Below are 21,212 nucleotides of genomic sequence, written 5' to 3'. Positions count from 1 at the left end.
ATATATTAGAGATTGTTGTTAGAGCCTTGCATTTATGTAGGGCTCTATTTTATTTTATAATAATGTGATAATGAATAAATATAAAAGGTTTACAGTATAATGTAAAGGAAGTATAATATTAATATAAATAACAAAATTTTACTTAGGAGAAATTAATATAGGGGAGGAAGGTTTTCGAAAGGAGAGATTTTATGTTAAAACAATGCAAGCTTAAAAAGTGGACATCATGGTTTATAACATTGGTTATGGTATTAAGCTTTTTTACACCATTTGATGTATCTGCAGCATCTAAAACTATAGATATACAGATACTTGCAACAAGTGATACTCATGGAAAGTTTTTACCTTACGAGTATGCTATTAATTCGGAAAGTAAATCAGGTAGTATGGCTCAAATTGCTACAGCAATCAAAGAATTGAAGAAAGCAAATCCTAACACAATATTGGTGGATGCCGGAGATACTATTCAAGATAATTCAGCTAGTTTATTTTTAAAGAGCAATATACATCCAATGCTTTTAGCTATGAATGAAATTGGATATGATACATGGACTTTAGGAAATCATGAATTTAATTATGGTATTCCAACATTGGACAAGGTGATTTCTCAATTTAAAGGTACAGTATTATGTGGAAATGTTTATAAAAAAGATGGAAAAAGATTAGGAGTACCTTATAAAATTGTTGAAAAAGCAGGATTAAAAGTTGGTATTATAGGAATGACTACTCCTAACATAACAAGATGGGATTCAGAAAATCTAAAGGATTGTAAAGTTACTGATCCTGTAGAAGAAACTAAAAAGGCAATAGCAGAAATTAAGGATAAAGTAAATGTTATAATAGCAGTAGTTCATATGTCAGAAGGAGAAGAGTATGGGAATAAGAACTCTTCAGCAGTAGAGCTTGCAAAGGCATGTCCAGAACTTGCTGCCATAGTTGCTGCTCATGAACACAAAGCTGTTGAAGGAACAAGATATAATAATACTTTATTAGTTGAAAATAAAAATTTAGCACAAACATTAGCAAAGGTAGATATAAAGCTTACTGAAAAAGGTGGAAAATATGTAGTAAATGATAAAGCTAAAGATGTTACTTCAAAAATTATATGGATGCAGGACGGTAAAACTAAGGCTATAAATTATGAATCAGATAAAGATTTGGAAACAAAGTTAAACCCATATCATAAAATAGCTTTAGATGATGCAAATAAGATAATCGGAGAACTTAAAGATGGTAATTTAGTGCCAGAAGATGAAGTGAAAGGAATACCAACTTCACAGATACAAGAAACCGCAATGATTAATTTAATAAATGAAGTACAAATGTATTATACAAAAGCAGATGTTGCAGCAGCAGCAGCTTTTAGGTCAGATGCTAATATGAAGCACGGAAAAATTAAGAAAAGTGATACTTCATTAATATATAAATATGATAATACATTATATTTGTTAGAAGTAACAGGAAAACAGTTGAAAGACTATATGGAATGGTCAGCAAGTTATTATAATACTTATAAACCAGGAGATTTAACTTTATCATTTAATGAAGATATAAGAGGATATAATTATGATATGTTCTCTGGTGTTAAGTATGAAATAGATATTTCTAAAGAAACCGGTAACAGAATTGTTAATTTAAGAAAAATGGATGGAACAACAATAAAAGATACAGATGTACTTAAATTAGCAGTTAATAATTATAGGGCAAGCTCACATCTTTTAAATCCTAAGAATGCAATATTTAAAGATGGAAGTTTACCAAAAGTTATAGAAAAGGATGCAGTAGGAGCTACTCCAATAAGAGATTTAATAGGAAAATATATTTTAGAGGTGAAAAATGGAGTAATAACTCCACAAATGAATAACAATTGGAAGATTACAGGAAATAACTGGGATTCAACCAAAAGAGGAGAAACTGTAAAATTAATAAATGAAGGTAGAATAAAAATTCCTCAATCCAAAGATGGAAGAACTCCAAATGTTGCAGCAGTCACAGAGAAAAATTTAGAGGACGCAAAAAACACTAAGATAGTAAATATTGTATCCTTTAATGATTATCACGGTGTAGTAAAAGAATCAGGAAAAGATTTAGGAATAGCTAAATTTGCAGGAGCTATAAACAATTTCAAAAAGGAAAATAAAAATACTATTGTTGTATCTGGTGGAGATTTATATCAGGGAACAGCTCTTTCTAATTTGAATTATGGTGCTCCGGTAAATGAAATGGTAAAATCTATTGGATTAACAGCTTCAGCAGTAGGAAACCATGAATTTGATTGGGGAACTGAGAGAATAGCAAATTGGGCTAAAGAAGGTGGCTTTGATTTCTTAGCATCAAATATATATGATAAGAAGACAGGAAAACCAGTTGGCTGGGCAAAACCATATAAAATAGTAGAAATGGATGGAGTAAAAGTAGGATTTATAGGACTTGCAACTCCAGAAACACTATTTAAGACTAAGCCAACCAATGTAGAAAATAATGAATTTAAGGATGCTAGTGTGGCTGCAAAAGAATGGAGTAAAAAATTAAGAAGTGGAGAACTAAAAGAGGGCAAAGCTGATGTTGTTATAGCTTTAACTCATTTAGGATCTTTCCAGGATAAAAAGACAAATGAAATTACAGGTGAAGCAGCAGATCTTGCTAAAGCTAATGTTGGAGTAGATGCTATAATTTCTGCACATACTCACTTGCCAGTATCAGGAGAAGTTAATAAAATACCTGTAGTTCAAGGAAATAAAAATGGTAGAGCTTATGCCAAATTAGAAGTAGGTTTTAATACTAAAACTAATAAGGTAACTATAGAACCAGCTTTTGTTGATTTATCAGCAGATGTTAAAACTTTACCAGAAGATGAAGCATCAAAAGCTATAGCTAAAAAATATGAAGATGCCTCAAAATCTAAATTAGATGAAGTTGTAGGAAACACAGATAAAGACTTAACTCATGATAGATTTGAAGGACCATCATTACTAGGTGAGTGGGTTTGCGATGTAATGGCTAAAACTACTAAATCTCAAATTGCACTTACAAATGGTGGAGGACTTAGGTGTCCAATAGAAAAAGGTAATATTACTGTAGGAAAATTATATGAGCTTATGCCTTTTGATAATACTTTATTTACAATGGAAATAAAGGGATCAGATCTAAAGAGAGTTGTAGAAAATGGTATAGGTAATAAGAAAATAGGTTGGATAGCTATTTCAGGATTAAAAGTTAAATATGATTTAAAACAACCTTTGGGAAACAGAATATATGAAATGACTTTAAAAGATGGTTCAAAGGTTGATATGAACAAATATTATACAGTTGTTACTAATGACTTTATGGCTGTAGGCGGAGACGACTATGACTTTAAGGGAGCTAAGAATCTAAAAGATACTAATTTACCAATAAGAGATGCTTTAATAAATGAGTTAAAACAGGTTAAAAACCTTTCAGTAGCTAAAGCTGGATATTTAACTGCAGGAGTTAAATCATCAGTTAAACCTGAGACTAAACCAGCAACAAAACCTGAATTAAAGCCATCAGGTAAAAAGACTATATATACAGTAAAAGAGGGAGATTGTCTATATCTAATAGGTGTAAAATACAATGTTCCTTATGAAAAGATAGCAGAAGAAAATAAGCTCCAAAATATAAATCTAATATTTGTAGGGCAGCAATTAGTAATACCAGGTAATTAGGTTTTATTTTATATATTTTAGGGACGGTTAATAAATATTATGTACTTTAGATAAAATAATCAGTAAACAGGGACATTTAACAATTATTGAAAGTTGTTAAATGTCCCTAATTTTTTTAAAAGTTTTATTTTAAAGTTTTAAAGTTTTAAGGGACGGTTAATAAGAATTAACTTAATTAAGTATGTTTTGAATAACAACCTCATTTCAGGTCAATGATGTAAATAATAAAGAGAAATGGGGTGTTTGTTTGCCTAGATGTGAAAGGAAAAAAGCAGATAATGCAATATATCATGTAATGGTGAAAAGTATAACAGAAGTACCACTGTTTAAGAAGCATGACGATAAGATTAAATATTTATCCCAAATGAGAGAATATCAGAAAGTATTTAAGTTTAAAGTATATGCATATTGCTTAATGACTAATCATGGTCATTTTATAATAGACTCTAATGGAGCGGATATATCTAAAATAATGCATGGGTTAAATTTTAAATATGCTATAACATTTAATCGTGTTCATAACAGGAAAGGACATTTGTTTCAGGATAGATTCAAGAGTAAAATAGTAAATTCAGATAGATATCTTATTACTTTATCTGCTTATATTCATAATAATGTATTAAGTATAAGGGGATATGAGGATTGTCCTGAAAAGTATAAATACTCAAGTTTAAGAGCATACCTTGGCATTGAAAAAGATAATACTAATCTTTTAGATGAAGCATTTATAATGCAAATGTTTAGTGGAAATGTAAAAAGGGCAAGAGAAAACTATGTTAAATTTGTATATATATGTGATGACGAAAGAATAAAACAAGAATTAGAATTTCAAGAAGAAAAAACAGAATACAGAAGTGAGAGAAAGATAATAGTAAGAAATTTTAAACCGGAACAAATAGCAAAGTTTGTAGCAAAAGAAACAGGAATAAATGAAATGATGCTTTACGTAAAAAATAATAAAAATGCTAAGATTATAAGGGCTTTAGCAGCGCTTTTAATGAGGAGTCTTTGTAACTATAGGTGTAGTGATATATGCAAAGTGCTAGGAAATATCACACAGTCAAGGGTATCGAAGCTTTGTTCAGTTGGGGTTGAGATTATTTCTACAGAGGAGAAGTATAAGAATATAATAGATAAGTTTATTTCGCAACAACCAGCATAGGCATACAATTATTTTCATATATGATCATATAAAAGTTTAAAAACTAAATTTATTAAAAACAAAATCCTTTATTTTTTAATTTTAATAAAGAGTCTTATTTGTGTGTTTATAATTAATATGTACAAGCTTAACTATCATTATGTAATTATAGTTAAGCTTGATTAATAGTAAAATATTAAAAGTAAATGTTAAAAAATTATACTTTATAATGTAAATTTAAAGATGTAATAGATGATAGGAGAAAATTAACCGTCCCTATTTGATTAAGTTTTGAGATTTTAAAAACTCTCTTGCAACAGTTTCTGGATCTTTGCCTAATTTGTCACATTGATAATTTAAATTCCTCATTTTTTCATCAGTTATACTACCAGCTAGTTTATTTAATAATTCTTCTAACTTGGGATTATTTTTTAACACTTCGCTTCTAATTATAGGAGCGGCATAGTAAGGTGGAAAGAATCCTTTATCATCCTTTAAAACTTTTAACTTAAAGGCTTCTAACAATCCATCTGTAGAGAAAGCATCTGTTACATCTATCTGGTTAGAAGTTATAGCACTATATCTTAAACCAGCATCCAAGCCTGTTACTTCTTTAAACTGCATATTATATTTTTTTTGTAAGCCTACTAGTCCATCAGGTCTTCCTATAAACTCCATAGTAGGTCCTAAGGTAAGGCTTTTACTTACTTTAGCTAAATCAGAAAAAGAATTTAAATTATATTTTTCAGCAGTGTCTTTTTTTAGAGCTAAAGTGTAAGTATTGTTAAAGCCTAGGGGTTTTAACAATTCTATATTATATTTTTCTTTTAAATTCTTTTTAGCTATTTCATAAGTTTTATCAGGATCTGATACAGCATCTTGCTTTAAAATGTTTACTAGAACAGTACCAGTATATTCGGGATACATATCTATCTCACCCATATCCGTAGCTTTAAAAAGCACATCTGTACCTGCCATATCAAATTTTCTTTCTACATTTAAGTCTGTGTTTTCCTCAATTAAGATAGCGTATATGTTACCAAGTAGTCTAGACTCAGTAAAGCTTTTACTTCCAATTGTAATAGTATTCTTTGTTTTAAATATTCCAGAGAACATAGGAACTATCAAGGCTATTATAAGAACAATAGTTGTAATTCCAATAATTTTTTTACTTCCTTTATTATTTTTATTTTTAGGATCTACTATTTTTTCTACTTTACCAATAATAAAGTCCATAAGAAGAGCTAATATACATGCTGGAATAGCACCAGCTAGGATCATTTCTGGATTCACAGTTTGTATTCCGGTAAAGATTAAACTTCCTAGACCACCAGCTCCTATGAATGCTGCAATAGTCATAAGACCAACAGAAGTAACAGCAGATATTCTGATACCAGCCATTATTATTGGAAGAGCTAAAGGAAGTTCTACCATACTAAGAAGTTGAGTTTCTGTCATTCCCATAGCTTTTCCAGCTTCTATGGTAGCTGGATTTATATTACTTAGACCTGTATAAGTATTTTTAATTATAGGTAAAAGAGAATATAGACAAACCATAATTATAGCAGGGGTTTCACCAATTCCCCAAAATGGAATTAAAAATCCCATTAATGCTAAGCTAGGAATAGCTTGTAATATGTTAGCTAGTCCTATAACTGGAGGAGCTAATTTTTTCTTTTTAGATATTAATATACCTAAAGGAATACCTATTAATATAGCAATTACTACTGCTAATGCGGAAAGTTGAATATGTTTTAAAGCTAGAGATAACAGTTGTGCCTTTTTTGTTAATATAAAATCAAAAAATTTATTTAAACTCATTAGTGTCACCAACCTTATTCTAAAAGTTTTTCTTCGAATACTGTTATTAGGCTGCTTTTAGTTACTAGCCCTTTTAAAGTATTCGCTTTATCTACTATAGGAATAAAACCTACATTATTTTCATTCATTATTTTTAACACATTAGATATAGAGTCTTCATTATTAGCATAAACTAAATCTGTACTCATAATTGAACTAAGTTTAATACCCGAAGAATTTATATGTTTTCTTACATCTTTTGAAGTAACTATTCCCAGCAATTTATCATGATTATCTACTATAAGTAGGCTGTCCACTTTATTATCAGACATTATTTTAATTCCTTGAAGTAAAGTTCTATGTTGTGAAGAAACTACAGGGTTTCTTATCATTATATCTTCAGCTTTAATATATTCAGGATTGTCCCAAAGCCTATTTTTACCTATGAATTCCTCTACAAAACCTTTAGAAGGATTTCTTAGTATATTTTCAGGAGTATCAAATTGAACAATATCTCCATCTTTCATAATACATATTCTATCACCCAATTTTAGGGCTTCATCCATATCGTGAGTAACAAAAACAATGGTTTTTTTAAGTTCGTCTTGGAGTTTGAATATTTCTTCTTGAAGCGAATTTCTTGTAATAGGATCTAAGGCACTGAAAGGTTCATCCATTAGAATTATATCTGGGTTTGTGGCTAAGGCTCTTGCTACACCAACCCTTTGTTGTTGACCGCCACTCAATTCACTGGGATATCTATTTAGATATTTATCAGGATCTAGTCCAACTAAATCTAATAATTCTTTTGAACGAGATTTTCGTTTTTCTTCAGGCCATTTTTTTAAATATGGTACTAGCTCAACATTTTCACCTATAGTCATATGAGGGAAAAGTCCTGTTTGTTGTATGACGAAGCCAATGTTTCTTCTGAGATCTATTGTATTTTTTTTAGATATATCTTCACCATTAATTAAAATAGTTCCAGAAGAAGGTGTTATTAACTTGTTTATCATTTTTAAGGAAGTAGTTTTACCACAACCACTTGGACCAATAAGTACTAAGAATTCTCCATCATTAATTTTTAGGTTTATATTATTTAATACTTTTGTATTTTTGAAATTTTTATTTACATTTATAAATTCTATCATTTTCATACCTCCTAGTCTGTAATTATCGGGAAAAGTAACAACTTTATTATATCACTAAAGATGTTACTTGTAAAATTGGATGAAATTCAATTGTATTTAAATAAATTTAAATATAATTAAATATTTTTATATAGGCTTCTGTAATTAAATTATAGTTATATTATTTAATATAACTGTAAATAACATTAAAATCCTATGTAGTTCAATAAATATATAATTATTATTAATATAAAGTTAATATTTATATTAAATAAAAAATGTAAAATATGGAATAATTATAATAACTGATGTTTTTATTTAATGAGAAAAATAGGAGGAAACATGAAGAAGTATTTATGGATATTGTTAATAATAAGTTTAATTTCTTTTGGAACAGCTTGTGGAATGGCAGAAGAAAATAAAATTAAAAGCAAAGAGAAAGAAATTGATGAATATAATATTTTAGATTTTTATATGGTAGATAGAGGAAATGGCTGGGCAATTGCCAAAGAAGGAGTATTAACTACAGTAAATAAAGGAAAGACTTGGAATAACACCAACATAAAAGATGAGTTCTTAAAATCTATATTAGCGTCAACTACTAATGGCAAGAATAATAGAGATAAAGCATATAAGTTTTTGGATAAAAATATTGCTTTTATAGCATATAGAAAAGAAAACAATATTAATATTTATAAAACTATTGATAGAGGAAAAAGCTGGGATAAAAGTGTTCTAGGATTAAAGAATTTTGGAAAAGAAAAAGACTATAGCATTTATATAAAAGTAATAGACAAGGATAATGTTTTTGTAATGTTAGCAGCGGCTAAAGATAAAAATAGCATCGAAAATAGTTTATATAAAACTATAGATGGGGGAAAAAGCTGGAGTAATATATATAATGATAACATTCCTATGGAGATGGAAAGTAGTTCTTTATTAAGCAGTGAGAAAAAAATTGTTACAGGAGTGGAATTTAAGAACAAAAATTTAGGATGGTATACTACGAAAGCTAGTAATACTTATCCTATAGTATATAAAACTAAGGATGGAGGCGTGAGTTGGAATCTACAGAAATTGCAAATTCCAAAGGGATATGAAAACATTAAGGGAGCTCTTTTAAGTACTTATCCACCTGTGTTTACAAAGTCAGGTAAGAAAGTGTATCTACCTGTAGAATTAAACAATGGGAAGAGTTCTATAATAATTTTTTATAAGAGTATTAATGAAGGGGAAAGCTGGATACCTACAATACCTATTGAAATGAAGCCATTTATAGAAATAGATTATGGTATAGATGGCGATGGCATAATATGGATCAAAGATAACAGTGGAAATAAAATATATAGACTTCAAAACGATGATAAGGATTTACAGGAAATAAGAAGTGACATAGAACTTAAAAATAAAAAGATACAATTTGTAAATAAAAATAATGGCTTTATGTTAATAGACAATAAAATATATACTACAAAAGATAAAGGAATAACGTGGAAGATTTTAAGGTAAATAGTGGATTAAATTTAAAAAATAATTTAATCTATCATGCTTTTTGATACAAAATAATATATAATAATAGTATAATAGACTTTTAGTGGTATTGTGAGGGGTTAACTATGGAAATATCTAGAGTAGGTAATAACACTCCAGTTAGATCTAGTGATAATAAGACTATAACAAATAAAAAGGACTTTTCTCAGAGTTTTAATTTTGCAAGGGAAAGAAAGTCAGAACAAGAATTAAAGGAAATGTTTGAGGAAATAAAGAAGAAGGGGAATAGGTTAGCAGTAACAAAGTGTTATGCAGATGTAGCTGCTTACAAAAAAATGATAAGGGAATATTTGAAGTCTGTTTTAAGCTATATGTATAGTATAAAAAAGGATATAAGTTTTTGGCAGACGCAATATTTTATTACTGTAGAAACTGTAGATCAAAAATTAGAGGAACTTACACAAATGCTTTTAGGAGATCAAAAAGAAAATTTGGATGTAGCAAGCAGTATCGATGAAATAGCAGGATTGTTAGTGGATATATATAAATAAAGAAAAAATTATATGGATAAGTAGTCAAGAATGCTACTTATCCATTTTTTTTGAAAATAAAATAAGTATTATGTTAATATAAAAAGGGAGGTGATTTTATGAATAAAAGCATGAAAAAAGATGTATTAGAGGAATATGTTTTAATAGCCAGTATGATTAAGTGGTTATTTTTATCTGTAATAATAGGATTAGTAGTTGGTGGTGCTACAGCAGTATTTATTAAATTAGTAGGTACAGCCTCAAGTTTTACTCATAGATATAAATATTATTATTTATTTATGCCATTAGCTTTTTTCTTAAGTAGCTACATAGTTTTAAAGTTAGCTCCTGAGGCTAAAGGACATGGTACAGAAAAGGCTATAGAAGCAGTAAATAAGAACTCTGGAAAGATGAATATAAAAGTTGTACCAGTGAAACTTTTAACTACTCTAATTACTATAATTTTTGGTGGTTCTGTTGGCATGGAAGGGCCTGCAACTCAAATAGGGGCTGGAATATCATCTAAGATTGGAGAAATGTTAAAATTAAATGATATTGATAGAAAAAGAGTAGTAGTATGTGGTATAGCATCTGGATTTGTAGGGGTATTTGGTTCACCAGTAGGAGCAGCAGTGTTTGCTGCTGAGGTTTTATATATAGGGCAATTTTCATATCTAGCTCTATTCCCGTCACTTATATCCGCATTTGTAAGCTTCTTTATTGGCAGATATTTAGGAACAAAGCCTTTGATTCAATATTTTATAAATATGAAGGAATTTAGCACAGGTGTAATGCTACTGAGAATGATAGTTTTTGGAATTTTTATAGGTGTGCTTGCAATGTTTTTTATAAGATTTGTAAATTTTATAGAGAATTGTTTTAAAAAAATCAATATATATGCACCATTGAAGGGGATAATAGGAGGATTATTGGTAATACTAGTAGTTTTAATTACAGGCAGTGAAGCATATATGGGAATAGGAGAAGAAGTAATAGAAAGAGCAGTTCAGGGACAAACTATTAGTCCTTTTGCGTCTTTGTGGAAGACTTTAACTACATCTATTACATTAGGTTCTGGAGGAAGTGGTGGAATACTTACTCCAATGCTTTATGTTGGAGCAACTGCGGGAAGTGTTTGGTCACATATAGTAAATGGAAGTGCAACATTTTATGCAGCAGTAGGAATGGTATCTTTTTTAGCAAGTTGCGCAAATACTCCTCTTGCGGGAATAGTTATGTCTATGGAACTTTTTGGTTCCGAAGTAGGCATGTATGCAGCAATTGTTTGTGTTATTTCTTATTTAATTGTAGGGCATAAAAGTATATATCCAACCCAAATAATAGTTAAGAGTAAAACCCCTTCACTTTTTATGGACACAGATTGTGAAATAGGTAAAGTGGATAAACGTTTTATAATTAAGAATCATATCTTAAAGAAAATTGTTAAAGATAATATAAATAATTAAGTGGAAATGTGGATAGTTTTTTATGAATATTGTGAAGAAGTTTCCACTTTTGTTTTTTTATTATTTTTCTCTACGAAAGGATATTGGAGAACTTTGTTGAATATACTAGTCTATAAGATTGAAATTTATTAAAAAGGGGTTATTTAATAGATGATAGAAAAAATACAAAACGAGCTTCAGGAAATAGCAGAAACTGTTAAAGCAATTGTGGATATAGATGTAACTATCATGGATAAGAACCTTAAAAGAATTGCAGGTACAGGTAAACTGAAAAATAAAATTGGATCAAAGGGGCCTAAAAATTCAGTTTTTCAAAAATGTATAGAAACAGGGAAAAGTTATTTTATAAGTAATCCTGTAAAGTGTGAGGATTGTTTACTTTGTGAAGCAAATAGTAATTGCAAGGAAAAGGCAGAAGTTTGCTTTCCTATAATAATAGAGGGGAAAGTTGAAGGAGTCATAGGAATGATAGCCTTTTCGGAAAAACAAAAAGATATTTTCCTAAAAAAACAGGAAAGCTATAAGGATTTTGATAAAAGATTAAGTGAGCTTATATCTTCACGTGTTAAGGAAAATGCTATTTCAAATAAATTAAAATATAAATCTGTTGAATTACTAACAGTGATTGATTCTGTAGACGAGGGAATTATAATTATTGATAAAAATAATGCTATATTATCTGTTAATGAGTATATAAAAAATGAACTAGGAAAAGGAAATATTATAGGTGAAAATATTGAAGAAATATTGCCACTGTTTATTATAAATAAATTTAAAGAAAAAAACTATAGACTAGAAGAAGAAGAAGTAAATATAAAAGTAAAAGAAGGTAAATATAAATTTTTATTGTCTTTAGTTCCTATACATATGGATAAGGAAATGGTAAGTGCTGTTATTACTTTAAAGGATTTTAATAAGTTGCAGAGATCTGTTTTGAAAATAAGTGGAAACTGGGATAACTATGGTTTTGAAGAACTTATAGGAAATAGTCCAAACTTTGTTCAGGTAAAAGAACAGGCAAAGCATATTGCTAAAGGAAACGCTCCAGTGTTACTTTTGGGGGAAAGTGGTACAGGTAAGGAGCTATTTGCAAGAGCTATTCATGGAGAAAGTGATAGAAAAAATGAATTATTTCTTCCTATAAATTGTGGAGCGATACCTGAGAATTTAATAGAAAGTGAATTATTTGGATATGAAAAAGGAGCTTTCACTGGAGCTAATCCTAACGGAAAGATTGGAAAATTTGAAACTGCTAAAAATGGTACTATATTTTTAGATGAAATAGGAGATTTGCCTCTACATTTACAGGTAAAACTTTTAAGAGTATTAGAAGAAAAAAGTATTGTAAGAGTAGGAGGTATAAAACCTATAGAGATAGATTGTAGAATAATAGCGGCTACAAATAAGAATTTAATTGATAAAATAAAGAAAAAAGAATTTAGAGAGGATTTATTTTATAGATTAAGTGTTATACCTATAAATATACCGCCTTTAAGAGAAAGAAGAGAAGACATAATAGAATTGGCTACTTATTTTTTAGATAGATTCAATAAAATTTATAGCAAATCTATTAAAGGATTCACACAAGGTAGTAAAGCAATTCTATTAAACTATTCTTTTCCTGGAAATGTAAGAGAATTGCAAAATGTTATTGAATATGCTATCAATTTTGAAAAGGATGAATTAATAGGAGAAGCAGTGATAAAGAAGAGGATAGTTAATTATAGAGAAGATTTTTTAGAAGAAGTGGGACTTAAAGAAATGGTAACATCATATGAAAAGGAAGTGATAAATAAATTTATTAATCACTATGGAAATAATACTGAAGCAAAAAAAGTTATAGCTAAAAAATTAAAAATAAGTACAGCTACCCTTTACAGAAAGTTGGAGGAAATGAATTAAAGTTTCAAGCTATGTTTGTAAAAATATTGTACAAACATAGTAAAAATATAATAAGGCATATGAAATAAATAATAGTTGAAATATTTTTTGAATATGCCTAAAGAAAGGAAGGATGTAAATGTCACCAGTAGCTGCCTTTTTAATTATCGGGATAATTTTTGCTTTGGGAGATTTTATTGGAACTAAAACAAAAGCGTGGATACCTTCAGTATTTGTAGTAGCAGTTCTTTTTCTAGCAGGATATTGGACGTGTCTACCTAAAAACTTAATTGATATTCCTGGATTTGGTATGCCAGTAGCTTCAATAGCTATGTACATGTGTATCACTCATATGGGAACTATCATAAGTGTATCGGAACTTATAAGGCAATGGAAAGTTATAGTGATTACTTTAGCAGGATTAGTAGGAATGATAGTTGCATGCTTACTAATATGTATTCCATTAATCGGAAAGCAATATGTAGTATCAGGGTTGCCACCATTAACAGGAGGAATTGTAGCAGCACTAATGATGCAGGAAGCAGCAGCAAAAAAAGGGCTTGAATTAGCATCAATATTAGCTATTGTAATGTATGTAATGCAAGGATTTGCAGGGTATCCATTAACAGCAATTTGTCTAAAAAGGGAAGGCAAGAGGTTGTTAAAGTTGTATAATAGTACGGAAGAAAATGAAAAAATGAAATCTATAGCAGAAGCGTCTGCTGTGATAGAAAAGAAGGCAGAGAATAAAAAATTAATTCCACCTATACCAGCTAAATATAATACTACGGCTACCATATTTGCTAAAATGGCTTTTAGTTCATATTTAGCAGTTAAAGTAGCAGCACTAACAAACAACAAATTATCTCCCTTTGTACTATGTTTGGTTTTTGGAATAATACTTCAAGAATTAGGATTTTTAGATAGAGATTCTTTACATGCATCGGGTTCTTTTGGATTTTTAATGTTTATACTTATGGTATATATATTTGGAGCTTTATCAAAAGCAACTCCACAAATGCTAGCACAAATAGCAGGTCCACTTTTCTTAATAATTATAGTAGGGGTTATAGGTATGGCAATAACTTCGATACTTGTAGGAAAACTTCTAGGAATGACAAAAGAAATGGCTTTTGCAACATCACTAACAGCTCTGTATGGTTTTCCACCTAATTATGTTTTAACAGAAGAAGCTTCCAAAGCATTAGCTAATAATGAAGAAGAAAAAAAGTATTTAATGGACAATATGCTTCCTCAAATGATAGTTGGTGGGTTTGTAACTGTAACCATAACATCTGTTATAATAGCAGGAATTTTTACTAATTTATTATAATTTTTAAAAAGATAAATAAAAAAGGGATCTGATTATAAATAGGTGGAATCAGATCCCTTTTTTAGAAAAACGGTTTTTTATATCAAATTTTTAGATTTGGCCTAAGAATTTTAAAATAAATTGAGCAATTACAGCGGAGCCTAGGTAGGTTCCTGTAAATACGAAAATAGAAACAACTACTATTCTCCAACCAGATTTTTTAAAGGCTTCTAGGTCCTTACCAATAGATATACCAACATATGCAAGTATAGGTGTAGTAAGGGCTAAGAAATCCACTTTTGAAATGTATTTTGAAATCATTTCAGCACCTGGTATTCCAGGATAAGTAACAATACATCCTAAAGTAACAATATATGCAACAGCAGGAATTTTGCCTGGAATAATTTTAGCAAGGAAAATTCCTCCAATAGATATTCCGATTAAAATAAGCATTCCTGGTATAGCTTCAAAAATATTATTTTTTGGACCAATCATATTTCCTACTAATGAAAGAATTCCTATTAAAACTAATATAAAAAGAGAATCTTTAATCTTCATAATTAAGCCTCCTCAGAAGGATTTACTTTTGAAATTTCTATCTTTGGAGCTTCTACTCCATATTTTACTTTATAAAATCTCTTATATAACCATTCAGTTAAAGGAAGTGATACCCATAGTGACATATATAATCCGTCTAGTCCAGATAACATATTACTTGCAGCACCAAAGGCAGCTAAAGTATCTTTCATATCAGGATACATGGCACTTAAAGATCCAACTGCCGCAGTCATCATACTAGCACTTCCAACTCCTGATGCCATAGCCAAGGAATATGGATGCAATGGAAGATAAGCAGCACAAAAACTAGCTAAAATTCCAAAGAATACAGTTCCAAAAACAGTACCACAAATATATACTCCCATAACGCCTTGTCCCTCTGTGCCTTCAAGGCCGTATATATCACTAATTAAAGCAACATTAGGTTCACGAGCTATAGAATGCGCAGCACCAATGGTTTCTCTTTTTAATCCAAGCATTATTGCAAGAGGTACTCCTAAAAATACTGTACCAACATTACCAAACTCCTGAAGTATTAGAGCAGGACTAGATTTTATTATCTTTGGTAAAGTAGGTCCTATCATTGTTCCGTATCTTGCCATTAAAAGCATTAAGGATACAGTAATTAAAGTTCCAGCATCTTTCATATCCTTATCATTTACAACTTTTAAGAATTTAGGGCATAAAAGTACTCCAAATATCAATGCATAAAGCATTGGTAAAAGTACTATTGTACCAGGACCAAATTGATATTTAATAACACCTATAAGTTCGGCGATAATAACTAATATAAGAACTAATGCGTGATTTTTCCAGTTCTTCATTATTGAACCTTCCTTTCAAAACAGTTTTCTAAGAAATTAATATATTCTTCTTTATTTTTAAAAGTAGGAGTAAAGGAGTCAATAACCTGTTTAGCCTTTTCCCCATTATTATATAAAAGATCGATTACTGTCATTGCCATTAATTTTGCAGGTAGTATACAAGCTCCATAATAATCTTCAACATTAAAATCTTTTGTATGTAAAGCTCCAGATACTCCCCCTATGAATGGATGTATTGAAGGTATAAGGTTTGAAACATCACCCATATCAGTAGAGGCAGCAAAGTGACCTGCATCTATAACTTTATCTTCAGGTAGTAAAGCTTTGCTGTTTTGTTCAAATAAGGAGTTTATCTGTTTAGAACATTTTAATGGAAGATGACCAGGTATTGTGTTAATTATAGTTTTAGCACCCATGGCATATCCACCAGCAATTAATGCTCTATCTACTTTTTCATTAGTTAATTTCATGGCATCTACATTATTAGCTCTAACATAGCTTTCCATTCTTACATCTGAAGGAACACTGTTTACAGTGTCTCCACCTTTAGTTATAATTGGATGAACTCTTATTGAATCTTCATCTCTGAAGGTTTCTCTTAAAGCGTTTATTCCCATAATACCAAGCATAGCAGCATTTAGAGCATTTACTCCATTATGAGGAGCTTCAGCAGCATGGGCAGCTTGGCCAATATATTCTATTGTTTTTCCCAGGAATCCATTACTAGTTTCTCCTATGGCTACAGTAGGTTCAGGACAATTCTTTAAAGAATGCATCATCATAGCCATATCTATATCATCCAATTCTCCTCTATATATAAGTTCTTGCTTTCCAGCTAAGAAATGAAGTTTCCCTTCTTCTCTAAGCTTTTGTCTATATTCTATTTCTATATATTCTTCTGCAGGAACACCCATAAATGTTACATTACCAGCTAGTTCATTTTCAATTCCTGATAGTTTAAGGCCAAGGGCAGCTCCAAGCATTGTAGTAATTTGAAGGTTATGACCACAAGTGTGAGAAGCACCAGTTTCTTTATTAGCTTTTGGACTATCAAAACATATAACTCCATCTAATTCTCCAAGTATTGCCACATTAGGACCAGATGAGTTTTCCTTTAATTTAGCTTTTACACCTGTTAAAGCTAGTTTATCTCTATAAGAAATATTTAATTCTTTAAAGAAATTACAAACTTTTTCAGCAGTTTTTTCTTCTTTAAAGCCTAATTCAGGAGTTTCCTCTAAATTTTTTGCCAATGTAATAAGCTTATCAGAATTTTTATCAATGGTTTCACATACCAATTTCTTTAGTTCTTCTACAGTCATAATTTATCCCACCTTTTTTAATAAAGAATTATTTTAATAATATAAAAATTAATATTTTTCAAATATGTCTGTCTTTTAAAAACAAGTGTGTTTAATTAACGTACTAAGTACATTCTATATGTTTGAGTATATTATGTCAATAATATGCTCAAATTCGTATAAATACAAATATTCTAAAAATAGTAATTGACAGTATAAATAAAAAATGATATTCTTAAGCTGAAAATTAAATAAAATTAGTCCTTCAGGGTTTGGTGAAATTCCATACCGGCGGTAAAGCCCGCCAGCCGAAAGGCAGATCTGGTGAAATTCCAGGGCCGACAGTAAAGTCTGGATGAAAGAAGGAAAGCGCGAAAAATTTACGTGGTAATTTTTTAGAGTACAGATAATAGAGCACAGAGAAATAGAATTTATTTTCATTGGTATTATGAAAAATTTTTAATTTGAGTTTTTTGTAGTGCGAGAAGAGAAGCTATTTTAGTAGTTTTGTGGCAATTATTGACTAAAAATTATGTTGTAATTTTTTAAGTTTGTATTTTTTAATCCCTGAAAGAAATTTCAGGGATTTTTTCATTTTAAATAGTAAACAATGAATAAAGAAATAGTTTCATATTTAGATTTTTCCTGAAGGGCAAATTATATATGGGAGATGAATGATGTGGAAGAAAAGTACATGAGAAGAGCTTTAGAGTTGGCAAAGCTAGGCATAGGTGCTGTAAATCCTAATCCACTGGTAGGCGCGGTTATAGTAAAGGATGGAAGAATAATAGGAGAAGGATATCATAGGGCTTATGGAGGACCGCATGCTGAAATAAATGCTTTTAATAGTGCTAAGGAAGATGTAACAGGAGATCATATGTATGTTACATTGGAACCTTGTTCTCATTATGGAAAAACTCCACCGTGTGCTAAAGCCATTATAGAAAAAGGTATAAAGAAAGTTACAATTTCTATGGTAGATCCAAACCCGATAGTGGCAGGAAATGGAATACAAATACTAAAAGATAACGGTATTGAAGTAGAAGTGGGGCTATTAGGGGAAGAGGCAAAAAAATTAAATGAAGTATTTATACATTATATAACTACAAAAAAACCATTTTGTATAATGAAAACTGCCAGTACATTAGATGGAAAAATTGCTACAGTAACAGGAGATTCTAAATGGATAACAAATGAAAAATCAAGAGAATATGTACATTATATTAGGCATAGACTTTCAGCAATCATGGTGGGAGTAGATACTGTAATAAAAGATAATCCAAGTTTAACTACTAGGCTTAAGGATATAAAAGGGAGAAATCCGGTAAGAATAATAGTAGATAGTACTGCAAGAATACCTCTTAATTCAAAAGTATTTAAAGAAGAAGGAAGAACAATAATTGCTACTACAGAAAAGGCAGCAAAGGAAAGTTTGAGTAAGATACAAGAATTGGGAGGAGAAATAATAATTACTCCTATTAAAGAAGGTAGAGTAGATTTGAATTTTCTTATGAAGAGATTAGGAGAAGAAAAAATAGATAGTGTACTTTTAGAAGGAGGAGGAACTTTAAATTATTCAGCACTAAAGGCAGGAATAGTAGATAAAGTTATGAATTTTATAGCTCCTAAAATAATAGGAGGTGCTTTAGCAAAAACTTCTGTAGCTGGAGATGGAATAGAGTTTATGAAAGATGCTATAAATTTGAAAGACATAAGTATAACTAGATTTGATGAAGATATTTTGATAGAAGGAAGCTTGGTTAGAGAACAGAGTACAGATCATAACAGCATAGATCATAAGAGTATAGATCATAGATCAAAGAGTATAGAGTAAAGATAATAGATGATAGATCATAGAATCAGGGACAAAATAGTGAAAAGCTAAGAGTTAAAAATAATAGAGAGAAGACAATAGATGAAAGGGAACAGAGCGTAGAGAAAAGAGTAAGAAATAAAAAAATAACATAGAAAAGATAATAAGTAATAGATGATTTTGCGTAGCAAAATTTCAATAATCTCTGTACTCTGTAATCTATACTCTGAATAAAAGGAGTGGGAAGTTTTGTTTACTGGTATTGTGGAGGAAATAGGAATAATTAAGGGGATAAATAGAGGAACAAAGTCAGCTAGTATTACTATAGAAGCTAAAAAAGTGTTAGAAGATGTAAAGCTAGGGGATAGTATAGCAACGAACGGAGTTTGTCTCACAGTGACCAATTTTACAAGTAGTAGCTTTACAGTAGATGTTATGCCAGAAACTATGAGAAGAAGTAGTCTAAACAATTTATCTATAGGAAGTAAAGTCAATTTAGAAAGAGCATTGAGGCTTTCCGATAGATTGGGAGGGCATATAGTAAGTGGTCATATAGATGGTACTGGAATGATAAAAGAGTTTAAAAAAGAGGATAATGCAGTTTGGATTTCTATGGAAGCAGAGGAGGAAGTTTTAAAATATATTATTCACAAAGGTTCAATTGCTATTGATGGTGTGAGTTTAACTGTAGCATATGTGGATAAAAATATGTTTAAGGTTTCTATAATACCTCATACAGGAGAAGAAACTACTCTTTTAAGCAAAAAAACTGGAGATAGGGTTAACTTAGAATGCGACCTTATTGGAAAATATGTAGAGAAATTAATAGGCTTTAATGTTAAAGAAGAGAGTAAAACCACATTAGATTTAAATTTTTTAAGTCAGCATGGATTTTGTTAAAAGACCATTAGGATCTTTTAAGTGAAGAATTAAGAATGAAGAGAGAATAGTAAATGAAGATTTTCTTACGCTTTGCTACAGAAAATCTATAATTTAAAATTCAACTCAAATTTTGAAAGGATGGATATTAACTATGTTTAAATTTAATACTATTGAAGAAGCAATTTTAGATATAAAAGAAGGAAAAATGATAGTTGTAATAGATGATGAAGATAGAGAAAACGAAGGTGACTTAATTATGGCAGCGGAAAAGGTTACACCAGAAGCTATTAATTTTATGGCTAAGTATGGTAGAGGACTTATATGTATGCCAGTAATAGGAGAAAGATTAAAACAGTTAAATATAGGACAAATGGTAGAGGAAAATACAGATAGTAATGGTACTGCATTTACAGTATCCATAGATGCTAAAGAAACTACTACAGGAATTTCAGCATTTGAAAGAGCAGCTACTATAAGAAAAGTTTTAGATCCACAAGCAAAAGAAGAAGACTTTAAAAGACCTGGACATATATTCCCATTAGAAGCTAAGGATGGAGGAGTATTAAAAAGAGCAGGTCATACAGAAGCCTCAGTGGATTTAGCAGCATTAGCAGGACTATATCCAGCAGGAGTAATTTGTGAAATTATGAATGAAGATGGAACTATGGCTAGAACTTCTCAGCTTATGGAGTATGTAAAAGAGCATAATTTAAAAATAATAACTATAGCAGATCTTATTTCATATAGAAGAAAAAATGAATCATTAATAGAAAGAGTAACTCAGGCAAAAATGCCAACTAAATATGGTGAATTTACTATATATGGATATGTAAATAAACTAAATGGTGAACATCATGTGGCTTTAGTTAAAGGAGATATAAGTGGTAAAGAACCAGTACTTGTTAGAATGCATTCAGAATGTCTTACTGGGGATGCATTAGGATCTATAAGATGTGATTGTGGGGATCAATATGCTGCAGCAATGAAAGCTATTGCTAAAGAAGGTAGAGGAGTTTTAGTATATATGCGACAAGAAGGAAGAGGAATAGGGCTTATAAATAAGTTAAAAGCATATGCTCTTCAAGATAAAGGTATGGATACAGTGGAAGCTAATATAGCACTAGGTTTTCCAGCAGATTTAAGAGATTATGGTATAGGTGCTCAAATACTTGCAGATTTGGGCATTAAAGAAGTTAAACTTATGACAAATAATCCTAAAAAAGTATCTGGACTTTCAGGGTATGGTATAGAAATAGTAGATAGAGTACCTATAGAAATGCACTGTCATGAAGAAAGTGAATTTTACTTAAGAACCAAGAAAGAAAAAATGGGGCATTTATTAACATTAGATAATGAATAATAAACTTAAATATAGTAGAGATATAAAATTCTAGGGA

The 21,212-nt window shown here is 30.1% G+C and carries 15 protein-coding genes and 1 riboswitch; of the genes, 10 read left to right on the top strand and 5 right to left on the bottom strand.

The genetic code is table 11. From position 1 onward, the window contains the following. Positions 1–191 precede the first annotated feature (191 nt). A complete protein-coding gene (locus tag T514_RS24175) occupies positions 192–3,686 on the top strand; it encodes a 5'-nucleotidase C-terminal domain-containing protein (protein ID WP_051541936.1) in 3,495 nt (1,164 codons plus the stop codon). Positions 3,687–3,933: 247 nt separating this feature from the next. After that, positions 3,934–4,848: a transposase gene (locus T514_RS0108300; RefSeq protein ID WP_027624361.1), complete on the top strand. Its 915-nt coding sequence runs from the start codon at positions 3,934–3,936 to the stop codon at positions 4,846–4,848. Positions 4,849–5,103: 255 nt separating this feature from the next. Here T514_RS0108300 and T514_RS0108295 read toward each other — a convergent pair whose 3' ends face one another. Both T514_RS0108295 and T514_RS0108290 read right to left on the bottom strand, forming a co-directional pair. Next, the gene (locus tag T514_RS0108295; RefSeq protein WP_034868560.1) at positions 5,104–6,648 is read right to left on the bottom strand and encodes an ABC transporter permease/substrate-binding protein; all 1,545 of its coding nucleotides are present in this window, start codon (positions 6,646–6,648) and stop codon (positions 5,104–5,106) included. A gap of 14 nt (positions 6,649–6,662) precedes the next feature. After that, the gene (locus T514_RS0108290) at positions 6,663–7,778 is read right to left on the bottom strand and encodes an ABC transporter ATP-binding protein (RefSeq protein ID WP_027624359.1); all 1,116 of its coding nucleotides are present in this window, start codon (positions 7,776–7,778) and stop codon (positions 6,663–6,665) included. A gap of 321 nt (positions 7,779–8,099) precedes the next feature. Between T514_RS0108290 and T514_RS0108285 the strand changes: the two genes are divergently transcribed. The 5 genes from T514_RS0108285 to T514_RS0108265 all read left to right on the top strand — a co-directional run bounded on the left by T514_RS0108285 (position 8,100) and on the right by T514_RS0108265 (position 14,458). Continuing rightward, the gene (locus T514_RS0108285) at positions 8,100–9,266 is read left to right on the top strand and encodes a WD40/YVTN/BNR-like repeat-containing protein (protein ID WP_027624358.1); all 1,167 of its coding nucleotides are present in this window, start codon (positions 8,100–8,102) and stop codon (positions 9,264–9,266) included. A gap of 107 nt (positions 9,267–9,373) precedes the next feature. Further along, positions 9,374–9,799, top strand: a complete 426-nt coding sequence (locus tag T514_RS0108280; protein ID WP_027624357.1) for a YaaR family protein — start codon at positions 9,374–9,376, stop codon at positions 9,797–9,799. Between the two features lie 98 nt (positions 9,800–9,897). Next, entirely contained in the window at positions 9,898–11,244 is a 1,347-nt protein-coding gene (locus tag T514_RS0108275) for a chloride channel protein (RefSeq protein WP_027624356.1), read from the top strand. Positions 11,245–11,394: 150 nt separating this feature from the next. Then, a complete protein-coding gene (locus tag T514_RS0108270; protein ID WP_027624355.1) occupies positions 11,395–13,146 on the top strand; it encodes a sigma-54-dependent Fis family transcriptional regulator in 1,752 nt (583 codons plus the stop codon). A 118-nt stretch (positions 13,147–13,264) separates the two neighbouring features. Then, positions 13,265–14,458, top strand: coding sequence for a membrane protein (locus tag T514_RS0108265; protein ID WP_027624354.1), 1,194 nt, complete (start codon positions 13,265–13,267; stop codon positions 14,456–14,458). A gap of 90 nt (positions 14,459–14,548) precedes the next feature. Here T514_RS0108265 and T514_RS0108260 read toward each other — a convergent pair whose 3' ends face one another. From T514_RS0108260 to T514_RS0108250, 3 genes are read right to left on the bottom strand one after another with little or no spacing between them, the layout of a single operon-like run. Then, positions 14,549–14,995, bottom strand: coding sequence for a LysO family transporter (locus T514_RS0108260; protein WP_027624353.1), 447 nt, complete (start codon positions 14,993–14,995; stop codon positions 14,549–14,551). Between the two features lie 2 nt (positions 14,996–14,997). Further along, positions 14,998–15,819 (bottom strand): DUF3100 domain-containing protein, encoded by an 822-nt coding sequence (locus T514_RS0108255; RefSeq protein WP_027624352.1) that lies wholly within the window; start codon positions 15,817–15,819, stop codon positions 14,998–15,000. After that, on the bottom strand, positions 15,819–17,141 hold the full coding sequence (locus T514_RS0108250; protein WP_027624351.1) for an amidohydrolase: 1,323 nt from the start codon (positions 17,139–17,141) through the stop codon (positions 15,819–15,821). Before T514_RS0108250 ends, T514_RS0108255 begins: the two co-directional genes overlap by 1 nt. 236 nt (positions 17,142–17,377) lie before the next feature. Next, positions 17,378–17,491: riboswitch (FMN riboswitch) on the top strand. A gap of 299 nt (positions 17,492–17,790) precedes the next feature. Here T514_RS0108250 and ribD point away from each other — a divergent pair. From ribD to T514_RS0108235, 3 genes are all read left to right on the top strand, one after another. Further along, on the top strand, positions 17,791–18,954 hold the full coding sequence (gene ribD, locus T514_RS24170; protein ID WP_084284438.1) for a bifunctional diaminohydroxyphosphoribosylaminopyrimidine deaminase/5-amino-6-(5-phosphoribosylamino)uracil reductase RibD: 1,164 nt from the start codon (positions 17,791–17,793) through the stop codon (positions 18,952–18,954). 228 nt (positions 18,955–19,182) lie between these two features. Continuing rightward, on the top strand, positions 19,183–19,833 hold the full coding sequence (locus T514_RS0108240; RefSeq protein WP_027624350.1) for a riboflavin synthase: 651 nt from the start codon (positions 19,183–19,185) through the stop codon (positions 19,831–19,833). 133 nt (positions 19,834–19,966) lie between these two features. Further along, entirely contained in the window at positions 19,967–21,175 is a 1,209-nt protein-coding gene (locus T514_RS0108235) for a bifunctional 3,4-dihydroxy-2-butanone-4-phosphate synthase/GTP cyclohydrolase II (protein ID WP_027624349.1), read from the top strand. Positions 21,176–21,212 lie beyond the last annotated feature (37 nt).

Source organism: Clostridium lundense DSM 17049, assembly GCF_000619945.1.
Lineage (GTDB): Bacteria > Bacillota > Clostridia > Clostridiales > Clostridiaceae > Clostridium_AO > Clostridium_AO lundense.
The sequence above is the reverse complement of the archived record's forward strand: the minus strand, read 5'-3'. Positions and strand labels throughout refer to the sequence as shown.